Annotated in this window: 16 protein-coding genes, 1 tRNA gene and 1 pseudogene; 4 read left to right on the forward strand and 14 right to left on the reverse strand. The window is 38.6% G+C overall.

Annotated elements, in window-relative coordinates; all coding sequences use genetic code 11:
• Window positions 1–68 precede the first annotated feature (68 nt).
• Both ACHUFV_RS14355 and ACHUFV_RS14360 read left to right on the forward strand, forming a co-directional pair.
• A complete protein-coding gene (locus ACHUFV_RS14355) occupies window positions 69–596 on the forward strand; it encodes a nitroreductase family protein (RefSeq protein WP_394235268.1) in 528 nt (175 codons plus the stop codon).
• Between the two features lie 133 nt (window positions 597–729).
• Window positions 730–1617, forward strand: coding sequence for an EamA family transporter (locus ACHUFV_RS14360; protein WP_394235270.1), 888 nt, complete (start codon window positions 730–732; stop codon window positions 1615–1617).
• 68 nt (window positions 1618–1685) lie between these two features.
• Here ACHUFV_RS14360 and rpoN read toward each other — a convergent pair whose 3' ends face one another.
• From rpoN to ACHUFV_RS14375, 3 genes are all read right to left on the reverse strand, one after another.
• A complete protein-coding gene (rpoN, locus tag ACHUFV_RS14365) occupies window positions 1686–3005 on the reverse strand; it encodes an RNA polymerase factor sigma-54 (RefSeq protein WP_394235271.1) in 1320 nt (439 codons plus the stop codon).
• A 226-nt stretch (window positions 3006–3231) separates the two neighbouring features.
• Window positions 3232–4650, reverse strand: coding sequence for an amino acid permease (locus tag ACHUFV_RS14370; RefSeq protein ID WP_394235273.1), 1419 nt, complete (start codon window positions 4648–4650; stop codon window positions 3232–3234).
• A 90-nt stretch (window positions 4651–4740) separates the two neighbouring features.
• On the reverse strand, window positions 4741–6234 hold the full coding sequence (locus ACHUFV_RS14375) for an aldehyde dehydrogenase family protein (protein ID WP_394235678.1): 1494 nt from the start codon (window positions 6232–6234) through the stop codon (window positions 4741–4743).
• Window positions 6235–6426: 192 nt separating this feature from the next.
• On the opposite strand from ACHUFV_RS14375, the gene ACHUFV_RS14380 reads away from it, so the two are divergent.
• Window positions 6427–7845 (forward strand): sigma-54 interaction domain-containing protein, encoded by a 1419-nt coding sequence (locus tag ACHUFV_RS14380; RefSeq protein ID WP_394235275.1) that lies wholly within the window; start codon window positions 6427–6429, stop codon window positions 7843–7845.
• 38 nt (window positions 7846–7883) lie between these two features.
• Here the strand turns inward: ACHUFV_RS14380 and gabT are convergent, their stop codons facing one another.
• The 7 genes and pseudogenes from gabT to ACHUFV_RS14415 all read right to left on the reverse strand — a co-directional run bounded on the left by gabT (window position 7884) and on the right by ACHUFV_RS14415 (window position 17680).
• Entirely contained in the window at window positions 7884–9245 is a 1362-nt protein-coding gene (gene gabT, locus ACHUFV_RS14385; RefSeq protein ID WP_394235277.1) for a 4-aminobutyrate--2-oxoglutarate transaminase, read from the reverse strand.
• A gap of 484 nt (window positions 9246–9729) precedes the next feature.
• Window positions 9730–10680, reverse strand: coding sequence for a glutarate dioxygenase GlaH (gene glaH, locus ACHUFV_RS14390; protein ID WP_394235279.1), 951 nt, complete (start codon window positions 10678–10680; stop codon window positions 9730–9732).
• Window positions 10681–11014: 334 nt separating this feature from the next.
• Entirely contained in the window at window positions 11015–11347 is a 333-nt protein-coding gene (locus ACHUFV_RS14395; RefSeq protein ID WP_394235280.1) for a DUF3870 domain-containing protein, read from the reverse strand.
• Between the two features lie 201 nt (window positions 11348–11548).
• The gene (lhgO, locus tag ACHUFV_RS14400; protein ID WP_394235282.1) at window positions 11549–12763 is read right to left on the reverse strand and encodes an L-2-hydroxyglutarate oxidase; all 1215 of its coding nucleotides are present in this window, start codon (window positions 12761–12763) and stop codon (window positions 11549–11551) included.
• Between the two features lie 371 nt (window positions 12764–13134).
• On the reverse strand, window positions 13135–14559 hold the full coding sequence (locus ACHUFV_RS14405; RefSeq protein WP_394235680.1) for an NAD-dependent succinate-semialdehyde dehydrogenase: 1425 nt from the start codon (window positions 14557–14559) through the stop codon (window positions 13135–13137).
• A gap of 231 nt (window positions 14560–14790) precedes the next feature.
• Window positions 14791–16197: pseudogene (locus ACHUFV_RS14410) on the reverse strand (sigma-54 interaction domain-containing protein); the annotation flags it as partial.
• Window positions 16198–16390: 193 nt separating this feature from the next.
• Window positions 16391–17680 carry a Glu/Leu/Phe/Val family dehydrogenase gene (locus tag ACHUFV_RS14415; RefSeq protein WP_394235284.1) on the reverse strand — a complete coding sequence of 430 codons (1290 nt, stop codon included), beginning with the start codon at window positions 17678–17680 and terminating at the stop codon, window positions 16391–16393.
• 349 nt (window positions 17681–18029) lie between these two features.
• Here ACHUFV_RS14415 and ACHUFV_RS14420 point away from each other — a divergent pair.
• Window positions 18030–18101, forward strand: a tRNA-Val gene (locus tag ACHUFV_RS14420).
• Between the two features lie 92 nt (window positions 18102–18193).
• On the opposite strand, the gene ACHUFV_RS14425 is transcribed toward ACHUFV_RS14420, so the two are convergent.
• The 4 genes from ACHUFV_RS14425 to ACHUFV_RS14440 form a co-directional block, all read right to left on the reverse strand.
• Window positions 18194–19054 carry a class II fructose-bisphosphate aldolase gene (locus ACHUFV_RS14425; RefSeq protein WP_394235285.1) on the reverse strand — a complete coding sequence of 287 codons (861 nt, stop codon included), beginning with the start codon at window positions 19052–19054 and terminating at the stop codon, window positions 18194–18196.
• A gap of 82 nt (window positions 19055–19136) precedes the next feature.
• Window positions 19137–20096 carry a 6-phosphofructokinase gene (gene pfkA / locus ACHUFV_RS14430; protein ID WP_394235287.1) on the reverse strand — a complete coding sequence of 320 codons (960 nt, stop codon included), beginning with the start codon at window positions 20094–20096 and terminating at the stop codon, window positions 19137–19139.
• Between the two features lie 27 nt (window positions 20097–20123).
• Window positions 20124–21851, reverse strand: coding sequence for a phosphoenolpyruvate--protein phosphotransferase (ptsP, locus tag ACHUFV_RS14435; protein ID WP_394235289.1), 1728 nt, complete (start codon window positions 21849–21851; stop codon window positions 20124–20126).
• Complete coding sequence (locus tag ACHUFV_RS14440; protein WP_394235291.1) at window positions 21851–22117, reverse strand: phosphocarrier protein HPr; 267 nt, start codon at window positions 22115–22117, stop codon at window positions 21851–21853. The genes ptsP and ACHUFV_RS14440 overlap by 1 nt, the downstream gene beginning before the upstream one ends.
• Window positions 22118–22180: the final 63 nt, after the last annotated feature.

The following is a 22180-nucleotide window of genomic DNA, read 5'->3' on the forward strand; positions in this document are numbered from 1 at the left end:
AGTAGTATTTTAGTAATAAGAACGTTTATTATGGTAAATAGTTAAACAAATGGGGAGTGATTTATTACATGAATGTTTTTGATGCAATTCAAAAAAGAAGAGAAATTACTCAGTTTCTACAAAAGCAGATAGCGGCAGAGACATTGGAGCAAATAGTAACGGCAGGTTATCTAGCCCCTGCAGGCAATAATCTTCCATCAAGAGAACTCATTTTAGTAACAGAGCCTAACTCGTTACAACACTTATCACAAGCTACACCTTTTGTACCATGGTTATCACAAGCAGCAGCAGCCATAGTTATTACCGGACGGCCGGATATCAGCAAGTATTGGCTCCAGGATTCCTCGATTGCGAGTGGATTTATTTGGTTGTCAGCGGTTGAATTAGGAATAGGTGCTGCATTTGGTGCAATTTATCATTCCGAGGATAAGGAGGAGTCAGAGCGAAGAGAGAATTATGTACGTGAACACCTCCATATTCCTCGTGACAGACGTGTTGTAGCCATTTTAGGCTTAGGATACCCTGAAAAAGAGCCGCCTGCAAAAACCTTATTGCCAAAGGATTCCATTATCCATTACGGCCTGTTTACCGAATAATATAACAACGACCTTGATAATATTGGTTTACAATTCTTATTTGCCTTCTTTATAATAAAAATAAACGATGAAAATACCACTCACCTTTAATCAAGGCGGGTGGTTTTATTGTGTTGTGAGTAAGGAGGAAATGATGAGTATTTGGAAATATGCTTTCCTAGTTTTTCTTGGAGGCTGCTCATATGGAGTTGTATCAACATTTGTAAAGCTTGCCTACTCTGAAGGATTTACTGTAAATGATGTAACAGGGACACAGTATTTTTTTGGCAGCATCATGCTTTGGATTCTATCCATTTTTATTCCAAAGGGTAGCTTAAACGTTAGACAATTGTTGATTTTACTAATAAGTGGAACGCCTATGGGGTTAACCGGTATTTTTTACAATCAATCACTTAAATATGTCGATGCATCTTTAGCTATTATCCTGTTACTGCAATTCACTTGGATTGGAATGATCTTGCAATTTTTCTTAGATAAAAAAGCACCAAGTCGAAAAAACCTAATTGCTACTGCTGTTATTCTTACCGGTTCTATACTGGCATCGGGAATTTTGTCTGCCAGTCTCTCTTTTTCATTAATTGGTTGCTGCTGGGGATTACTATCAGCATTGTCCTTTGCATCCTTCATCTATATTAGTGGACGCTCTACAGTCGCTATCCATCCGATTCGAAAAAGTGCGATTATGACTACTGGAGCAACGATTCTAGTATTTTGTATTTTACCACCAAGTTTTCTCACGAATGGTTCACTTCTTGATGGCTTGCTTCCCTATGCTTTGTTTTTTGCATTTTTCGGATCCTTTCTCCCACCGCTTTTGTTTAATATCGGAATGCCAAAAGTCGGCAGCGGACTTGGAAACATCTTAAGTGCATCTGAATTACCTACTGCTGTAACCATGTCCACTCTTATTCTTCAAGAAAATGTCACGCCTTCTCAATGGATTGGTGTTTCTATTATTCTAGTTGGGATCGCTTATCCTAATCTAAAGAAGACGTTTAACGCGAAAATGAAAGGAAGTTAATTCTCCCTTTCATTTTTTTGACTATATTTATTTCATTACAAAGTAGATTCAGACCGTAATCCTGCCTTTTAATAGCGCTTTCTTTTTGAAGATCCAGGTATCCCCATTTCCTCACGATATTTCGCCACGGTACGACGAGATATTTGTATCCCATTTTTCATGAGTAATTCAACAATCATTTGATCTGAAATCGGCTTTTCTTTATTTTCTTTTTCAATCAATTCCTTGATTTGTTCCTTAATAACCACAGATGATTCACTATCCATATTATTACGTTTTGAAAGACCTGTTGAAAATAAATCCTTTACTTTGAAAAGTCCATGCGGTGTTTGAATATATTTATTGCTTGTTGCCCTGCTGATTGTAGACTCATGAAAGCCAAGCTGCTCAGATAGATCCTTTAAGGTCATTGGTTTTAATTTATTCATTCCATATTTAAAAAAGTCACTTTGCCTCTCTAGGATAGCCTCTGTTACTTTATAGAGTGTATATTTTCTTTGCGAAATACCATTCATTAGTATAGCTACTTCATGCTGTTTCTTTTTAATATATTCCTCCTCATTTTTCATATCTTTATATAAAGGATTAATTGTAATTTGAGGAATCATACTGTCATTAACAATAATTACATATTCATCATTAACTTTTTCTACCGTTACATCGGGAATGATATATTGTGTCATTTCATGATGATACTCACTACAAGGACGGGGATTTAAGGATTTAATAAAATCCGCTGCTTCCTGAATTTCCTGTACAGTAACATTAAATAGCTTGGCCATTTTATGATAGCGTTTTGCAGCCAGATCCTCCATATGATGCTCGATGATACGATAGGCTAATGAGTGACAATCCAGCAGTGCTGCCGTTTGGATTAAGAGGCATTCTTTTAAGTTTCGGGCACCTACTCCGACCGGGTCAAGCGATTGTAAAGTGGAAACCGCCGCATCCATTTCCTCCATTGAAACATTCAAAATATGAGCCGCAATCGCTGGCTCTATTTCTAAATACCCATGATGATTTAAATGACCAATTAGAAATTTCAGGATACATCTTTGGCCCTTTGTGATGGTCGAAATAGTCATGATTTGCTCTAGTAAATGCCTTTCAAGGGTAAAAACCGTATCAGAGTAATGGATAATAGGATCGTAATCATTATCACCATTAAAAGTGCCGTACGATGTGTTCGTATTATTATAATTACGCGTGACAAATTCCATGCTCGTGTTTTCTTTAATTTCTAAAAGAGGATTCTCAACAGCCTGCTGTTTTAGATAATCGATCAATTCATGGGAAGAATATTGCAGAATGTTGATCGATTGCCGAAGCTCGGGTGTTAACGTCAACTTTAGGCTTTGATACTGATTTAAATTCATTCCTAATTGCATATCACTCACCTATTATTCTAATAATTTTGAATTATCGTAATCTTATATATAGTATAATACCCTATTTTTCATTATATGAATAGGATTATGTAATATTTTCTTACAATAATTTAGTCGAAATGTAAGTCATTTAATCAAAATACAGAAAAACCTGTTACATTTTAACAGGTTCTTCTGCTTTTTTATGGATTTATATGTGATAGATTAAATGACTTGGAGCGAACTGCTATTTATTTATCACTGTTTCATTTAACTGCAGCTCTTCAACCGCTAAAGCAGGCTGTTCTTTTTTACGGTAGAAAAGGAAGTAAGTACCAATGACTAAAACGGTTAATAGAGAGCTAAGCAGGAATTGCAGTCTCATCGATTCGATAAAAGCCTGTGCAACAAATATAGCAAATAGCCCGATGATTGTTGCATATGTTAAGTATGGGAATAACCACATCTTTACCTTTAGTTGTCCAGGGTCTTTCTTTTCCATTCTTCTTCTCAAAATAATATGAGAAAAAGCAATAAAGATGTACATAACCATAGTCACTCCGCCTGAACTGTTAGCCAAAAATACAAAGATGGTATTTGGAGCAATGAATTTAAACATGGTAAACACATAAGCAAAAATCAAACTGATTACTAATGCCCAAATTGGAACACCTCTTTTATTAACACGCGCTAAAATCTTTGGTGCATCCCCTTTTGTTGCCAAAGAATAAACCATCCGAGAGCTTGTATACAGCCCTGAATTTAATACAGAAAGCAAAGAGATAAAGATAACGAAATTCATTACTTGTCCCGCAGCAGAAAAACCAGCGAGTTCAAATACACTTGCATATGGTGTCAGAAGCATATCTTTTGCATCCTGTGGAATCACCATAATTAATACCGCTACTGAGCCAACAAAGAATAAAAGTAAGCGCCATACAACTGCATTAATTGCTTTCATGATATTTTTATGAGGATTTTCCGATTCACCAGCCGCTATTGCAGCAACCTCACTCCCTGATAAGGAGAACGTAATAAAAATGACACTTAAGAAAACTGGAAGAATCCCTTTAGGGAAAAATCCACCATTTGCTGTTATATCAGAAAAGCTTTGTGCTTTTATCCCCGGCACTAAACCGAACAAAATCGCAGCACCTAAGCATAGAAAGATTACAATGGCTGTAACCTTAATTAAAGCTAACCAATACTCAAATTCACCATATGCTTTCACCGAAAAAATATTGGTAACCAGCATTAATAGTGGGAATACCACACTTGCTGCCCAAACCGGTATGGAAGGAAACCAATCATGTACCATTCCGCCTAATAATGTGGCTTCGATCGCAACAATAATAACCCAGTTAAACCAGTAGAGCCAGCCAATTGTAAATCCAGCCCATGGACCCATTGCATTATGAGCATAGGTTGAGAAGGATCCGCTGTCTGGATTGACAACAGCCATTTCTCCCAGCATTCTCATAATCAGCACAATCATTAATCCGGCAATAATATAGGAAAAAATCGCCCCTGGTCCTGTCGAATCAATGATCGCACCACTTCCTACAAATAATCCAGCACCAATTACACCGCCAATTGAAATCATGGTAACATGTCTTGTTTTAAGATTTTGTTTAAGTTCATTATGTCCTGCCGCCAAACTTATCACCTTCCTTGTCCATTTTTTCTTTGCATAATTTTAAAAATATTTTGTCTTTTAAAACTGCAAGCATACATAGAAAATGAATCGATTGATTAATTACAAAGAAGTTGTTAAAGATACTGTTTTATAAGCGGTAAAGAATTCCATTGCTGCCTGACCTTGCTCGCGCGTTCCTGAGCTGGATTCCTTCATCCCCCCAAATGGTGCCTGTGGTTCTGCTCCACCCGTCTCTCCATTAATTTGAACCATTCCCACTTCACTATTTTTTATAAAATCAAATGCTTTATTTAAGTTGGTTGTAAACAATGATGCACTTAATCCATAAATCGTATCATTTGCCTGCGTCAGTGCATCAGCATAGTCTGCTACCTTGATAACTGCTAATACAGGACCAAAAATTTCTTCTCTTGCAATTGTCATCTCATTTGTTACACTAGCAAATATTGTTGGTTCAACGAAATATCCACCGTTATAGACTGGATCATATAAAGCATTGCCTCCGTATAGAAGCTCTGCTCCTTCTTCTATTCCCTTCTGTATATAAGAAGTAACGGTTTCAAATTGTTTCTTTGATGCGACAGGACCCATCGTAACGGAACCGTCTAAGCCATCTCCAACCTTAATTTGTGTGACATTTTCTAAGAGTTTTTCAATAAACATATCATAAATGGACGCTTCAACATAGACTCGGCTTGTAGCGGTACACCGTTGCCCCGTTTGCTTCATAGCACCTTCAACTGTTAATTTAGCAGCTAAGTCCAGGTCTGCATCCTCAAGAACAACAACTGGATTTTTTCCACCCAGCTCAAGCTGATACTTTTTATTTTGTGCCACAGCTTTAGAAGCCAACTCTCTACCAACGCGATTTGAGCCAGTAAACGTAATTGCTGATGTTAATGGGTGTTCAACAAGTGCGTTTCCAACTATTTCGCCGCTTCCATTGACAAGATTTAATACACCAGCAGGAAGTCCCGCCTGTTCAAATACCTTTGCTATTTTAACCGCAGTAATCCCTGCTTCCATAGAAGGCTTCCAAACAACTGTATTGCCATAAACCAGTGCAGGTGCGATTTTCCAAATCGGAATCGCGACTGGGAAATTCCATGGTGTAATAACGCTTATCACTCCTAGTGGAACTCTTAGAGTATAAAGGGTATTTTGATTATTAGCAGAAGGCAGCACTTCACCCAGCTTTCTCATACCTTCTTGTGCATAGTAACGCAGAATTGCTGCTCCACGTAGAACCTCGCCTTTCATTTCTATGAATCTTTTACCCATTTCCTTCGTTGCTGTTTCAGCAATGTCTTGTGATTGCGCTTCCAATAAATCAGCCGCTTTTCGTAGGATTTCTCCTCTTCCTACAGGTGAAAGCTGTTTCCATTGTTGAAAAGCTAATTTTGCCTGCTGAACTGCTGTATCCACTTCCTCGACTGTAGCAGCTGCTGTATACCCAACAATTTGAGATGGATTTGCAGGATTAACCTGTGTATTTGTTATACCATCCTTGGAGTCTATCCATTCTCCTCCAATGAAATTTAAATAGTTATCCACAATTTTCCTCCTTACCTCTTTGGTTGATTTTTCAACCATAAAAAATTTATATTTATTATTTACATAGCAATAAACATGCCAACTCATTTTTTGTTTAAAAAAGGAAATAAAAGTCTTATTTTGAAATATAATTCATTTTTGAATTAAGTTTTTGGAATTTTGATTCAATTCTTGATTATTCAATAATTTTGATTTATATTTGAATCAAGGACTAAGTGAAAGGAGAATTCTATGAATGCTTCTTTAGCAGAGAGAATCTTACATTCTATTATAGAAACATCGAATAATAATATCACCATTGCTGATGCAGATGGAATGATTCTGCAGACAAACGAGGGGCACTGGACTGTTTACGGTGTTCATGCCGCTGAATATAAAGGAAAATCTGTTTTCCAGCTTGAACAAGAGAAAATTCTTACTCCATCCATTACAGCAATGGTGTTAAGAGAAAAAAAACCTATTCAAATCATGCAGAATACCCAAACCGGAAAAGTAATTATGACTCAGGGTTTTCCTATTTTTAATGAGGACGGTAAGATCATCCGGGTAATCAGCTATGCACAGGATCAAACTGAGATTCGAAATCTACAAGAACAATATGAACAATTACAACGAAAGCTGCAAGGCTATCAAACAGAAGTTGAGGAGCTTCGAAGAAAAGAAGGGATATTTTTTCGCAGCAAGGAAATGCAGCAAATTGTTAATACCATCCATCGTGTTGCTGATTCGGATGCAACTGTCTTATTTTTAGGAGAATCAGGCGTTGGAAAAAGTATGTTTGCTCACGAGCTACATAATCAAAGCCAACGAAGCAAAGAACCATTTATTGAAGTTAACTGCAGTACGATTCCTGAGAGTTTATTTGAATCAGAAATGTTTGGCTATGAAGCCGGTTCTTTTACAGGTGCAACGAAAAAAGGAAAACAGGGACTCATTGAACAAGCCCATAATGGGACGTTATTTTTAGATGAAATCGGAGAATTGCCACTTTCCATGCAAGTAAAATTATTAAAGGTACTGCAGGAAAAAAGATTTATGAGAATAGGAGGGAAGAAAGAACAGCATGTTGATTTCCGACTGGTAACTGCTACTAATCAAAATCTAGAAGCAATGGTCGCTAGCGGTAATTTTCGACTTGATTTATATTACAGGTTAAATGTGATCCCGCTGCAAATTCCACCGTTACGGGAACGTAAAGATGAGATCCCGTTCTTAATCAACCATTATGTTGATGTAATTAATACAAAATACAAAACATCCAAGAAGCTTCATGCAGCAACCTATGAATCATTGATTGGCTATAAGTGGCCGGGAAATGTCCGGGAATTAGAAAATCTTATAGAGCGTTTAATCCTAACTACAGAAGGAGATACTATTTACCCAAATGATCTACCCGCTACCATCAGCAGCCAATACACCTCTGATGCTAAGGATACTCTATTAGAAATTGAGTCGTACTATTTAGAAGAACTGAATCAGTTAGACTTAAATTCCGCCATTGAAAAAGTCGAGGAATATATGATTCTAAAAGCCTCACAGCAATGCAAAACAACCTATGAAATGGCCGAATTACTCGGGATCAGCCAGCCCTCCGTCGTAAGAAAGCTCAAAAAATATAAAGGTGTCAGGCACCGTCAAAGGACAAAATGAACATTTTGTCCTTTTGAGGTGCCTGACACCTTATGTTTTTATGCTGTTACGCTTGTTGCTGCTACTGCTGCCTCAACGGCTTGTTCAAGGATGCTTAAGCCTTCTTCTAGCTGCTCATCTGTAATTACTAATGGCATTAACAGACGAAGAACATTTCCGTATACACCTGCACTGAATAGTAATAATCCTCTATTGTTTGCTTCTTTTATGATTAAGTTTGTTAACTCTTTCGCTGGTTCTTTTGTTTCTTTATCTTTTACGATCTCCATTGCGCACATAGCGCCTAATCCTCTATAATCGCCAATGATATCAAATTTAGCGGCAAGCTTTTCAAAGTGACTCATGACTTTTTCACCGATTTCCTGACCGCGTTGGTTAAGGTTTTCTTCTTCGATGATATCCAATACAGCTAGCGCAGCTTTACAGCCTAATGGACTTCCGCTGTATGTTCCACCAAGTTCACCCGGCACTGATTTGTCCATGATTTCTTTACGTCCGATTACCCCGCTGATTGGTACTCCAGCTCCCATTGATTTTGATACAGTAAGTAAATCAGGAACCACATCAAAATGTTCGATCGCAAAATACTTACCTGTTCTAGCAAATCCTGTTTGAATTTCATCTGCAATAAATAGGATGCCGTGCTCTTTACAAAATTCAGCAACACCTTGGACAAAGCGTTTTCCAGGAACAATAAAGCCGCCTTCACCTTGTACTGGCTCCATGACCACCGCTGCAATCGTTTCTGGTGCTACATCTGTGATAAAGAAGTTTTTAAAATCAGCAAGCACTTGCTCTTCATGCTGTTCAACAGTCATGCCAGCTGGTCTTCTATATGGATATGGGAATGGCGCTCTATACACTTCAGGCGCAAACGGACCAAATTCAAATTTATAAGGCTTTACCTTACTTGTCATCGTCATCGTCATCAATGTACGGCCATGGTATCCTCTTGAGAAAGAAATGATACCTTGTCTTTTTGTATATTTACGGGCAATTTTAACTGCATTTTCAACTGCTTCAGCACCGCTGTTTTGTAAAAGAACCTTCTTCTCATGGTTACCAGGAGACAATTCAGCTAACTTTTCTGCTAGCTCAATATAGGATTCATACATCATAACATTGAAGCCGGTATGAATGAATTGATCAACCTGCTCATGAAGTGCTTGTTTCACTTTTGGATGGTTATGCCCAACGTTCATAACACCGATAGCACCGACAAAGTCAATAAAGGTATTTCCATCAACATCTGTAATTAACGCGCCTTCTGCTGATTGGGCAAAAGCAGGAATCCCGTTACTTACTCCTTTAGGAACTATATTTTGGCGTCTCTCGACTAATGTCTTAGATTTTTCACCTGGGATACTTGTTTTCATTTCTGCAAAGCTCATTATAATCATCCTTCCTTGTTCAAGTTGTTTTCTTACTTTTCATTAAGCAATTCTTGTGCCAACATAAATTCACAGGCCCAATTTTTAGAAAAAATTTGTCATGCAGATTCGTTATGTGCAATAAATTTATGTTTCTACTGTTTTATTAAGCAATCTTCATGCCATTTATAATAAATTTTTAAAAAAAGGCTTTGTTAAACGTGATTGTTGATTTCCGTTCCGGGCACTTCGCGCACCTTAGGGCGACCGCCGAGCCTCCTCGACACTTCGTGTCTGCGGGGTCTCGACTGTCTCGCTTCTCCCGCAGGAGTCTTCGTGCCCTCCACTGCAATCAACCTGCTTACTCAAAATCAGCATTGCGTTTTTACAACAGCCAAAAAATAAAAAAAGACCCATTTCCCAGACGTTAAGTCCGAAAATGGGTCCTTCTTTTATAATAAATATATCCAAATTTGGGGTGGGGTTGGATATTATTTAAAAGCTATCAATTAAGTTAAATCGCATTTTTATTAAATCTGCCGCGTTGACGCATTAATTCACGATATAAATTTGGATCCTTTTCAAACGCTGCACGTCCATGGAGCCAAAAGATATTATTAAGTACGACTAGATTTCCAATTGGGAGCTTTAATTCAATAAGGCTTTCATCATTCTCCATTGAACTAGAAAGATCACGCAGATATTTTGCCTGTTCAATAGATTCAGGGTAGACAAATTGATCTATAAAGCACATTCCCGGCTTATTATTATAATCAAAGAACGTTAAACGTTCGATTTCCTGGTCCACATTTTTACTGCTAGGTGCTTTATACGTAAAGCGGTGATTCCCTAGCGGATGCTTCATAAATTTATCAAGTTCCTTCCAATCATCAAGATGCAGTAAACGAGATTCCCCGCCGCGTGCATTTTGTTCTACCATTTTCATCATTAACAGCCAATCTGTCGGTTCATCAACAAATGTACCATCTGTATGAAGTGTGAATAAGCGATAGGCCTGACGGAGGTAAGAGTCACTGTTATCGGTATCTTTCACGGAAAATCTAGCATAATATTTTCCAGTCATCGCATCAAAATTTGGAATACCTACTAAATGAGAAATAGCTGTGGCAAAGATAACATATTCATCCGTATCCTCTGTCACACCTTCTAAGCCAAGAGTAAAGCCGCCTGACTCCCGATCATGTATAATTTCACGAAGCAGATTACCAAACTCTTCCCCTACCTGCTCCAATAAAAAGGCAGCAACAAGGTGACGCGCATATGGAGTATACTCTAAATGCTGGACAGAAAAGTTTTCATTTCTTGCTTTTTCAAGAAATCCTTTAATTGCTTCTCTTGTGATTGTGATGTGGTATAAACGGTTTGACTGCGGATGAATCTTTACCTCATAGTTTTCTGTTTTCACTTCAAATTTCGCCTTTTTTGTTTCAGTAATCATATTCATCTTTTGTTCCTCCTGTTATTTGTGATATAGGTGAAATAATTACAGGAAATAGTAAAAGCCAGTCGAACAAGCCTCCTATTATGATAAATAGGAACCAACTTGGACAACTGGCTTATATTCACTTCACCGCTCTATGGCAATAGAGTCACAGTGAACATACAGTTCGTTTTTGTTATTTACGTTTCCCGTCTTTCATGTCTAGCTGTTCACGATTTTGAAAGGGCATTTTTCAAAAGGCTAACATGCTGCAACATTTAATTAATCTTATAATAATAATACTTTTACTAATTGTCAATATATTTATAATATTTAGTTAATAAAATAATTTTATTGTTTATTTTGCTGTATTAACAGACTTTAACTGCTGGAAATGAACATCAAGATCCTTTAATGCTGCAACAAGGGCATTGGTCGCTTTCCCGCGGTAATAGGTTTGAATCGCTTCAATCGCTTCATCTACCCCATCATTCAAGCTAATTCCCTTTAACAGCCGGCCGATAAATTCACGGCCATGCTCGGTTGCAAGCGTACATGAGGCATCCAGTACAACTCCATATTTCCTATCTATTTCAGCCGTTATCGTTAAGGTCTCAAAAACACTTTTTGCTGCCATTCCCTGGGGTAAACGAGCATGGCCAGCAATGAAGATGGTTTTACCATTAAACATAATTGATCATCCTTTCAATCAAATTCGCTCGTCGAATTTGCGCCCGGATTTTTATCGAGCTCGCTCGATAAATTACATTTAAAAATCCGAGGCATCCGCCGAAGGCATAACTTTATTCAGCAGGGTTTGAACCCCCACTGAATCAAGAGCTTTTTGCATTTATCCACATTTATAGAAATCAAGGATGAATGCTGAATAAAGTTAAATGATGGCTGCTTCTAATAAATGTGATTGTACTGGAATCCTTCTAACTACTTCCTTACCGATTTCGATAGATGCCGTAGCTGCCGGCGATGGTGCATTACACACATGAACGGAGCGTCTTCCCATGATGATATGGAAATCATCCACCATATTTCCATCATCCTTTAATGCTTGGGCACGGACTCCTGCAGGTGCAGGTATTAAATCATCCTCTTGAATTTCAGGAATTAATTGCTGCAGACTCTTCGTAAACTGTTTTTTGCTGAAGGATCGAACATATTCATCAAATCCTTCCTTCGCAAATTTCCCTGCCATTTTCCATAGACCACTGTAGCTCAATGCTTCAGCCAAATCCTTTGCATTAAAGTCCGTTTTTTTATAGCCCTCACGCTTAAAGCTAAGCACTGCATTTGGACCAGCATCCACCTCTCCGCTGATCATTCGGGTAAAATGGACTCCTAAGAATGGAAACTTCGGATTTGGAACAGGATAGATTAAATTTTTGACCAGATAACGTTTTTCCGGTTTTAATTTAAAGTACTCACCGCGAAATGGCAAAATTTTCATATCGGTCTTATACCCTGCCGCAGCGGCAACACGGTCACTATGCAAGCCGGCACAATTAATCACCATATTGGTTTTCAAGGTACCGCGATTGGTCTCAATCGTGACACCGTCTGATTCTTCGTGGATTTTCTCTACCTTTGTATTTAACTTTATTTCACCGCCATGTTCTTTAATGATTTCAGCAAACGTCTCACTTACCTGACGATAATTCACAATCCCTGCCTGCGGTACACGGATAGCGCCAAGACCTTTTACATGTGGCTCAATTTCCTTTAACTCGTTCTGTCCAATTTTTGTAATTGCGAGCCCATTTTCAAGTCCGCGGGTGTACAGGTTTTGAAGCAGCGGCATCTCCTCTTCTTTTGTTGCAACAATTACTTTCCCGCAAATATCATGGTCAATTCCATGAATTTGGCAGAATTCTGTCATGGATTGGCTGCCTTGACGGGCAAATCTTGCTTTGAAGCTGCCTGGCTTATAATAGATGCCGGAATGAATTACCCCGCTGTTATGTCCGGTTTGATGCTCCGCTACTTTAGATTCCTTTTCTATTACGACAACCCTTGCATTTGGAAAACGATTATATATTGCCATTCCAGTAGATAAACCTACTATTCCTCCACCAACAATTGCAAAATCATACATGTATTAAATCCTCCTTTTTCTGAATAGTTTACTATTTTATTAAGAACATAAAAATATAGAATTGCCTCAAGGGCTTATTTTTGTTTACATTATTTTTCAAGCAAGTATTATGCCAAAATTACTATTAAATCTATTTTTCAATCATTTTTTGTCGGCTGTTTCAAAAATGCATAGGTTATTCATTTTTGCATAAAAAGAAATTATGAAGACAATTTTTAACCTTCACACAGAATTCACCATTAATTTTCCTCATTTAATTGAAATTGCATAATTTATTCATTTTTGCATAACGGAATATCGTAATGATGTTTTATTCAAAAAAAACAAGTCTAATGATAGATAACTATCACTAGACCTGCTTTCTGCATTTGTTAACCTTCACTTAAGGAAATAGAAATATATTTGATTTCTAAGAACTCTTCGATTCCGAAATGTCCGCCCTCTCTGCCAAGCCCACTTTCCTTATATCCTCCAAACGGTGCTTGTGCCGTTGACGGCAGACCATCATTTAATCCAACAATTCCGTACTCAATTCCTTCACTCATTCGGAATGCACGGCTGAGATTTTCAGTGAAAATATAGGCTGCTAATCCATAGCGGGAATTATTTGCCCGTTCAAGCACTTCCTCTTCCGTTTTAAAGGTTGCGATTGGCGCCAACGGTCCAAAAATTTCATCCTTCATACATTCCATCTCTTCATTAATATCCGTTAAGATCATTGGTGCATGATAATAGCCATCCACATCAGCAGGCTTCCCACCTGCATAGGCGATCTTTCCGCCTTTTTCAACAACATCATTCACAAGTCCTGCTACTTTGTCATATGCCGCACGATCAATCAACGGGCCAATATCCGTGTCTGCCTCTAACCCATTGCCAACCTTCAACCCTTCTAATTTTGCTTGGAAAATTCGAAGGAACTCATCCGACACACCTTCTTGAACATAAATCCGATTTGTACAGATACAGGTCTGACCGGCATTGCGAAACTTGGATTGAATCAGCCCTTCTGCAGCCTTTTCTAAATTCGCATCGTCCATGACGATAAAAGGAGCATTGCCGCCAAGCTCTAAGCTGACTTTTTTCACATTTTCAGCAGCGCCACGCATAAGTGTCTTCCCAACCTCTGTGGAACCGGTAAACGTTATTTTCGTTACACGAGTATCCTTCAGCCAGGCATCACCAATTTCTGCAGATCTTCCTGTTATGACGTTTAATACCCCACTCGGAATCCCCGCTTCATGGGCAAGCTCCGCTATTTTTAAAGCTGTCAGAGGCGTTTGGTTAGCCGGCTTGACGACACAGGTGCAGCCAGCAGCAAGAGCCGGAGCAACTTTTCTAGTAATCATGGCAGCCGGGAAATTCCAAGGAGTAATGGCCGCAATAACCCCAACAGGCTCTTTACGGACAAGTATCCTTTTATGCGGGTGGGATGCTGGAATGGTTTCACCGTATACTCGTTTTCCTTCCTCGGCATACCAAGAAATAAAGCTGTTAGCATACTGCACTTCTCCTACTGCTTCGTGTAGTGGCTTTCCCTGTTCCATTGTCATAATTCTGGCAATCTCATTTTTGTTTTCTTCTATTAATTGATACCATCTCATAAGCAGACGATAGCGTTCTTCGGCCGTTTTTTTAGACCATATTTTATATGCTGCATGGGCTGCATCTACTGCCTGCTTTGCTTCCAATGCACCACCTGTAGGTACGGCTCCGATGACCTCCTTCGTTGCAGGATTGATCACCTCTGTAAAAAATTCATTTTCATTGCCAACCCATTGCCCATCAATATACATCGGATAAACCTCATATTTTTTAATACTTTCCATTTTTATCTCCCCTTTTACACAAAATCATTACGTTTAGTACATTATTTGCAAATATCGTGCCAATGAATGACGCATTTCATTTTCGTTTTTCTTTTAATCAATTCTATTCACCAATGCATACATCTATTTATCTTTGAAACACAAAAAGACTGCTTCAGAAAAGATTTCCAAAACAGCCTTATTATCAATACTTTTAGTTTAGATGCCAATTGATTTTTCACTTACTATTTTTTGATACTTCCTGCTAACAGAGGATTGACTTATTCCTAGTGCTTTTCCTGCTTTTGTAGTTGTTTTATATTGATTCATAGCCATGATAATCAGCTGCTCCTCCACGGATTCCATAGCCTCCTGTAATGGCATCACTCTCGTTATCACAGGTCTCAGCTTTTTACTTTCATATCCAAATGATAGAAATTGACTTACAAACTCAGCATCTATCGCTGGCTGGTCAGCAGACACAACTAATCTTTCAATGATATTTTGCAGCTCCCTCACATTACCCGGCCAGAAATAGCATTCAAGCATATTAATAGCATCCGGGGTCAGATGATAATGACGGTCATATTTTTCATTCAGGCGCTGCAGAAAATGAAATGCAAGTAATGAGATATCCTCTGTCCTCTCACGTAGTGGAGGGATTTTTATCGGGATGACATTCAAGCGATAAAATAAATCCTCCCGGAAGGCTCCTTCCTCAACCAGCTTTTCTAATTTTTTATTTGTTGCTGCGATGATTTGGACATCTATTTTAACGGGAGTTGTACTCCCAATCGGAATGACTTCCTGCTCTTGAAGAACTCTGAGCAGTTTTACCTGGAGGTGCATAGGCATTTCTCCGATTTCATCTAGAAATAATATTCCCCCGTTGGCCTGCTTAAAATAACCTTCTTTCCCATTTTTATCTGCACCAGTAAAGGAACCCTTTACATAGCCAAAAAGCTCACTCTCTAGTAAATTTTCCGGAATGGCTCCACAGTTTAGTTTAAGAAAAGGTTTATCAGCTCTTCGTCCAAATTGATGAATCGCCTCAGCAATTACTTCTTTCCCTACGCCCGATTCCCCGTTTAAAAGAACAGTCGAAGAAAAATCAGCTATTTTCTTTACCTGATTCATAATCTTTTCCATTTTAGGACTGCTGTAAATCAATTTTTTTGATAATTGATCCTTCATTTTAAACTGCTGTAATTCCTTTTTATAAATCTCTGTTTTTTCTCTTATTTCCTGCAGCTCATTCTTCAATCGGGAGGTTTCTGTAATATCCCTTGATGCGATTACAATTCGTTCTAACTTGTTGTTCTCATTAAAAATCGGATTACCGACAGCGAGGATTTTCCTACCGGTACTTGTCTCTTGTACAACGGACACCTTCTTTTGTTTTTCCATAACTAATCTTGAAACAGATGGTGTAAAATAGCCCTTGTCTACAAGCTCCATAATATTTTTTCCAATTAACTCCTTTAAATCAACCTGCCAAAAATCCTCGATAATTTTATCGCTGTAGCGAAGTAATTCCCCTTTTGCATTTACAACAAGAATTTCATCATAAATACTGGATAGAATGGCATTTAAATCAGTATTTAATTCCTTTATATATTCAATTTCACTTTCATTAGATCTTTTCACTGTTTGTCCGCCGTTCTCTTCGACATCTACCGGGACATTTATACTATTGGAAAACATGACTTCATCTCCCTTAATCTCTTAAGTTAGATATTATCACTTTATTTAGAATTTTAAAAATATAAAAAGTAGAAAAAGAGATCACTTTTTCTACTTTTATAGAATGTATGATGGATTAATAATTTAGCCAGCCTCTTAATCTTGAAGCTTCAGCAATTTGTTGGATACCTACAATATAAGCAGCAATTTTTAAATTAACATTATATTTTTTGGCGGTTGCATATACATTGGCAAAGCTTTCTTTCATTTTTTCCTGCAAGCGTTCATCCACGGTTTCTTCCGTCCAATAGTACCCTTGGTTGTTTTGACACCATTCAAAATAGGAAACAACGACACCGCCAGAGTTTGCAAGTATATCAGGTACAAGAAGGATGCCGCGCTCATCAAGAATTTGAATAGCTTCTTTTGTTGTCGGTCCATTTGCTGCTTCGATAACGATTTGACAATTAATTTTTTCAGCGTTCCGCTTATGAATCACACCTGATATGGCTGCAGGAATCAGCACATCACAAGATTTCTCTAGTAGCTCCTGGTTCGTAATAGAATTTGAAAAATGGTTTGATACAATTCCAAACGAGTCTCGGTTATCTAGTAGGTATGGAATATCAAGTCCATTTTCATCATATAGCCCTCCCAATGCATCACCGATACCGACAACCTTTGCACCTAGTTCATATAAATATTGCGCGAGGTAGCTTCCTACATTTCCAAACCCTTGAATAATGACCTTTGTATCTTTTAACGACATTTTTCTTAGTTCACATACCATTTGAAGTGTATAAAGAACACCTTTAGATGTAGCGGTTTCTCTTCCTTTCGAACCCCCTAATGCAATTGGTTTCCCTGTAATAAACCCTGGAGAATCAAATTCGCGGATATGGTCATATTCGTCAAGCATCCAAGCCATAATTTGCGCATTCGTGTACATATCCGGAGCTGGAATATCTTTTGTCGGTCCTACAAGCTGACTAACTGCACGCACATAGCCTCTACTTAGTCTCTCCAATTCACCCAAGCTCATCCGACGAGGGTCACAGATAATTCCACCTTTAGCCCCGCCATAAGGGAGATCCGTAACACCGCATTTCAAGCTCATCCATCCTGCAAGCGCCTTTACTTCTTCAGGTGTTACATCTGGATGGAAGCGAATGCCTCCTTTTGTTGGTCCCTTTGCATCGTTGTGCTGCGCACGGTAGCCTTGAAAAATTTGTACTTCTCCATTGTCCATCCGAACCGGTATACTAACCTCTAAAAATCTTACCGGTTTTTTGATTAATTCAAATACCTGTGGAGGATAGTTCAATATATTAACCGCCTCTTGCAGCGTCTCTTGAAATTCCAGCAGTGAATTATCCTTCTCTTTAACTGCCTCATTTTGCTTTACATTAACTGATTTAATAGACACTATAAACACCTCGATAATATTATTTTTATTAAAATTCTTTAATTAGCTATAATGCAAATTACGTGCCATCATTTTAAAATCAGTGTATATAGGAATGTAAGATATGCATGGTGTTTTTCATTTCACAATCTATGAAAGATTAACTAGGTTATGCAAAATTGCATAACCTTATGTTAGCGTGAAAAAAGGCAGCCAGCTCCAGATTGTCTGGACTTATCACCGCCTTTAACATTTATAGAAAATAATTAAACTTAACCGAATTCTTATTGACAAAATGGTATATTTATCATATAGTATTAAATGTCAAAGCTAAAAAGACATTTAATACTATAACAAAACATTCTATTACGATCCGATAGTTCAGTGGGAGAATACATCCTTGACAGGGATGGGGTCGGGGGTTCGAATCCCTCTCGGATCATAAAAAAAAGCACTTTCAATGGAAAGTGCTTTTTTTATTATAAGACAATATGTGGAAGATTAACTCGAGCAGCCATCAAGGCTGCTCTTTAATTAAACTGCTCTTCCAGCAGAACCAAATTCACGGATTTTGCCAATCACCGTTGCTTTAATCGCTTCACGACCTGGTCCGATTACTTTACGTGGATCGTAAACGTCTGAATCTCCATTTAATACCTCACGCACTGTTTTAGTAAATTCTATTTGATTTTCTGTATTTACATTAATTTTTGCTGTCCCTAATGAAATGGATTTTTTGATTTGATCTGTCGGTATTCCCGTACCACCATGTAAAACTAAAGGCAGTCCGATTGTTTGACAAATCTCTTCCATCTCCTGAAAACCTAAGTTTGGCTCCCCTTTATAAGGACCGTGAACAGAACCTAATGCTGGAGCTAGACAATCAATTCCAGTTAGCTTCACTAATTGCTCACATTCCTTTGGATCTGCATAAATAACACCCTCTGCAATGACATCGTCTTCCTGTCCGCCAACGGTTCCTAATTCTGCCTCAACGGAAATACCACGTTCATGTGCATACTCAACTACTTGTTTTGTAATTTTTATATTTTCTTCAAATGGATGATGAGAAGCATCAATCATAACAGAAGTAAAGCCAGCATCAATGGCAGCCTTACATTTTTCAAAGCTTGAACCGTGATCCAAATGGATTGCCACTGGAACTGTGATTTTCATTTCATTCAGAAGTGCTTTTACCATTGCGGTAACAACAGAAAACCCGCCCATATAACGAGCTGCTCCTTCAGAAACGCCAAGAATGACTGGTGATTTTTCTTCCTCTGCAGCGGATAAAATAGCTTGTGTCCATTCAAGATTATTGATGTTAAATTGACCAACCGCATACCCTTCCTTTAATGCAGTGTTTAACATTTCTTTCATTGAAACTAATCCCATAATACTTCCTCCTAAAAATATGTATTTAACTTTTGATTTTCTATATGGAAGACAAATATCGGAATCTGTCTTCCATAACTATTTAGATAGAAAGCTCTTTTGACAATGTTAATAGATTCATATCTACTGTATGAGTTTCTCCTAAAATAGCTGCAATATCATTATCTATCACTTGATTGTTTTTCATTCCAACAGCTCTTCCACCCCGGCCTTTGATCAAAAGCTCTACTGCACGTGCACCAAGACGACTTGCCAGTACACGATCAAAGACGGTAGGGGAACCGCCGCGCTGAATATGTCCTAATATCGAAACACGAGTATCAAAATCGATCATCTCTTTTATTTTCTTTCCAAATTCAACACCGCTTGCAACACCTTCAGCAACGATGATAATACTATGCTTCTTGCCACGCTCTTGTGCTTGTAATAACCTTCGACAAATATTTTCCATGTCATAGTTATCTTCAGGAATGAGGATTGTTTCAGCTCCGCCTGCAAGCCCGGACCATAGTGCAATATCACCCGCATTACGTCCCATCACTTCAATCACAAAGGCGCGCTCATGGGATTGCGCTGTATCTCTAATTCTATCAACCGCTTCAATAACTGTATTTAAAGCGGTGTCGAAGCCAATGGTATATTGTGTTCCGGGAATATCGTTGTCAATCGTTCCAGGTACACCAACACAAGGGAAGCCAAGCTCCGTTAGTGCCTTTGCCCCTCGGTACGATCCATCTCCACCAATCACCACTAACCCTTCAATGCCAGCTGACTTTAACTGCTCTATACCTTTTAATTGCCCGTCTGTTGTTTTAAACTCTTCACATCTCGCTGAGCGAAGCATTGTACCGCCGCGATGAATGATATCGCCGACAGATCCAAGCTCAAGTTTTTCAATATTCCCATTCATTAAACCTGAATAGCCGCCATAAATGCCATATACTTCTACACCATGGTAAATGGCTTTCCGAACAACTGCTCTAACTGCAGCATTCATTCCAGGTGCGTCTCCTCCGCTTGTTAAAACACCTATACGTTTCATCATTTCACTCCAAAAACACGTATTATCTTAAATGCTCACAACTTCTTCTGTTCTTACTTTTACTAACTCAACAACTTCAGCTGTTGTACTCATTTGCAAGGCTTTTTCAGCTAATTCTTCCATTTCCTTTTTAGAAAAGCGGAGAATTTGCGAACGCGCTTTAAGGATCGATGTCGCACTCATCGAAAACTCATCAAGACCTAAGCCTAGCAATAATGGGATCGCCGTTTCGTCTCCTGCCATTTCCCCGCACATACCGGCCCATTTCCCTTCCTTATGTGCAGCATCGATCACCATTTTCACCAACCGTAAAATGGCTGGGCTGTATGGCTGATAAAGATAAGATACCCGTTCATTCATACGATCTGCAGCCATCGTATATTGAATTAAGTCATTTGTTCCAATACTAAAGAAATCCACTTCTTTTGCAAATTGATCCGCCATGACGGCTGTTGAAGGAATTTCGACCATAATCCCAAGTTCAATATTCTCTGAAACAAGGATTCCTTCACTCACTAGCTTTTGCTTTTCTTCTATTAAAATAGCCTTTGCTGCACGGAATTCATCTAAATTAGCAATCATTGGAAACATTATTTTTAAATTCCCATACGTACTAGCCCGTAATAATGCACGCAATTGTGTACGGAATAGTTCCTGCTCTTCAAGGCAGAGACGAATCGCACGGAATCCAAGGAAAGGATTCATTTCTTTTGGTAAATCTAAATATGGCAGCTCTTTATCTCCGCCAATATCCAATGTTCTTACGACAACAGGCTTTCCATTCATCCCTTCAAGAACGGCTTTATAGGATTCAAACTGCTCATCTTCTGTTGGGAGTTCGTTACGGCCCATATACAAAAATTCTGTTCGGTATAAACCAATGCCCTCACCACCATTGCCGATAACCCCTTCTAAATCATTAGGTGTTCCAATGTTAGCAGCTAATTCTACGTGGTGACCATCAGCCGAAACCGTTTTTTCATGTAAAAGCTTTGCCCATTCTGCCTTTTGTTCTTCATAACGAATTTGTTCCTGTTCATATTGAGCAATGAGTTCTAATGTAGGATTTATATGAACTTCGCCCTTTAAGCCATCAACGATGATAAAATCACCATGTTGAATATCCACTGTTGCCGTTTTCGTTCCAACAACAGCGGGAATTTCCATTGAACGAGCCATAATGGCGGAATGAGAGGTACGGCCGCCGATATTGGTTGTAAAACCTTTAACAAATTGACGGTTTAATTGTGCTGTATCAGAAGGGGTTAAATCCTCCGCCACAATAATAGCTTCCTCCGATATCATGCTTGGATTTACTATTTGCACACCAAGTAAATGTGAAAGGACACGTTTCGTCACATCGCGTATATCCGCAGCACGCTCTTTCATATAATCATTGTCCATCTGTTCAAACAGCATAACAAACATGTCTGCAACTTCCTTCAGGGCATGTTCTGCGTTTACCTTTTCTGTTTTTACTTTATCCTCAATTGGAGTAATGAGTTCTGGATCACTTAGTACTAGCAAGTGTGCATCAAATATGGCTGCCTCTTCTTCACCAAGCTCCACCTTCGCCTTTTCGCGAATCGTCTCGAGCTCTGTTTTAGATGTTGTTACTGCAGCATGAAATCGTTCCAACTCCTGAGCAGCGTCCTCAATTGCTTTCTTTTCAAACGAAAGAACTGGTTCAACTAATCGATAGGCTTTAGCCATTGCAATTCCACTTGACGCAGCAATTCCTTTTAGAAAAGTCATTATTGTCCCAACCCCTCTTTATGTAATATATCTTGTAATGCCGTCAGTGCATCCTGCTCATCTTCACCCTCTGCGCTGACTTTAATTTCAGCACCTTGGCCAATCCCTAAAGACATGACGCCCATAATCGATTTTAAATCAACGGTTCTCTCTTTATATTCAAGATGAATAGTAGAATCAAACTGGCTTGCCAAACCTACTAATACAGTGGCCGGACGTGCATGAAGCCCTGATTCTGCTGTAATTGTAAAGGTTTTTTCTGTCACTTTTATTCAAGTCCTTTCGCTCTCTATTTTTAATTGCTGTCCCAACTAGTCAAAGCTGGGACA

This window comes from Niallia oryzisoli (genome assembly GCF_043641075.1).
Taxonomy (GTDB): domain Bacteria; phylum Bacillota; class Bacilli; order Bacillales; family Cytobacillaceae; genus Bacillus_BD; species Bacillus_BD oryzisoli_A.

Coding starts and splice junctions, on each gene's coding strand:
- ACHUFV_RS14355 (WP_394235268.1), top strand. CDS start 69: ATGAATGTTTTTGATGCAATTCAAAAAAGAAGAGAAATTACTCAGTTT.
- ACHUFV_RS14360 (WP_394235270.1), top strand. CDS start 730: ATGAGTATTTGGAAATATGCTTTCCTAGTTTTTCTTGGAGGCTGCTCA.
- rpoN (WP_394235271.1), bottom strand. CDS start 3,005: ATGCAATTAGGAATGAATTTAAATCAGTATCAAAGCCTAAAGTTGACG.
- ACHUFV_RS14375 (WP_394235678.1), bottom strand. CDS start 6,234: ATGGTTGAAAAATCAACCAAAGAGGTAAGGAGGAAAATTGTGGATAAC.
- ACHUFV_RS14380 (WP_394235275.1), top strand. CDS start 6,427: ATGAATGCTTCTTTAGCAGAGAGAATCTTACATTCTATTATAGAAACA.
- gabT (WP_394235277.1), bottom strand. CDS start 9,245: ATGATTATAATGAGCTTTGCAGAAATGAAAACAAGTATCCCAGGTGAA.
- glaH (WP_394235279.1), bottom strand. CDS start 10,680: ATGAATATGATTACTGAAACAAAAAAGGCGAAATTTGAAGTGAAAACA.
- ACHUFV_RS14395 (WP_394235280.1), bottom strand. CDS start 11,347: ATGTTTAATGGTAAAACCATCTTCATTGCTGGCCATGCTCGTTTACCC.
- lhgO (WP_394235282.1), bottom strand. CDS start 12,763: ATGTATGATTTTGCAATTGTTGGTGGAGGAATAGTAGGTTTATCTACT.
- ACHUFV_RS14405 (WP_394235680.1), bottom strand. CDS start 14,559: ATGTATATTGATGGGCAATGGGTTGGCAATGAAAATGAATTTTTTACA.
- ACHUFV_RS14425 (WP_394235285.1), bottom strand. CDS start 19,054: ATGGGATTAGTTTCAATGAAAGAAATGTTAAACACTGCATTAAAGGAA.
- pfkA (WP_394235287.1), bottom strand. CDS start 20,096: ATGAAACGTATAGGTGTTTTAACAAGCGGAGGAGACGCACCTGGAATG.
- ptsP (WP_394235289.1), bottom strand. CDS start 21,851: ATGACTTTTCTAAAAGGAATTGCTGCGTCAAGTGGAATTGCAATGGCT.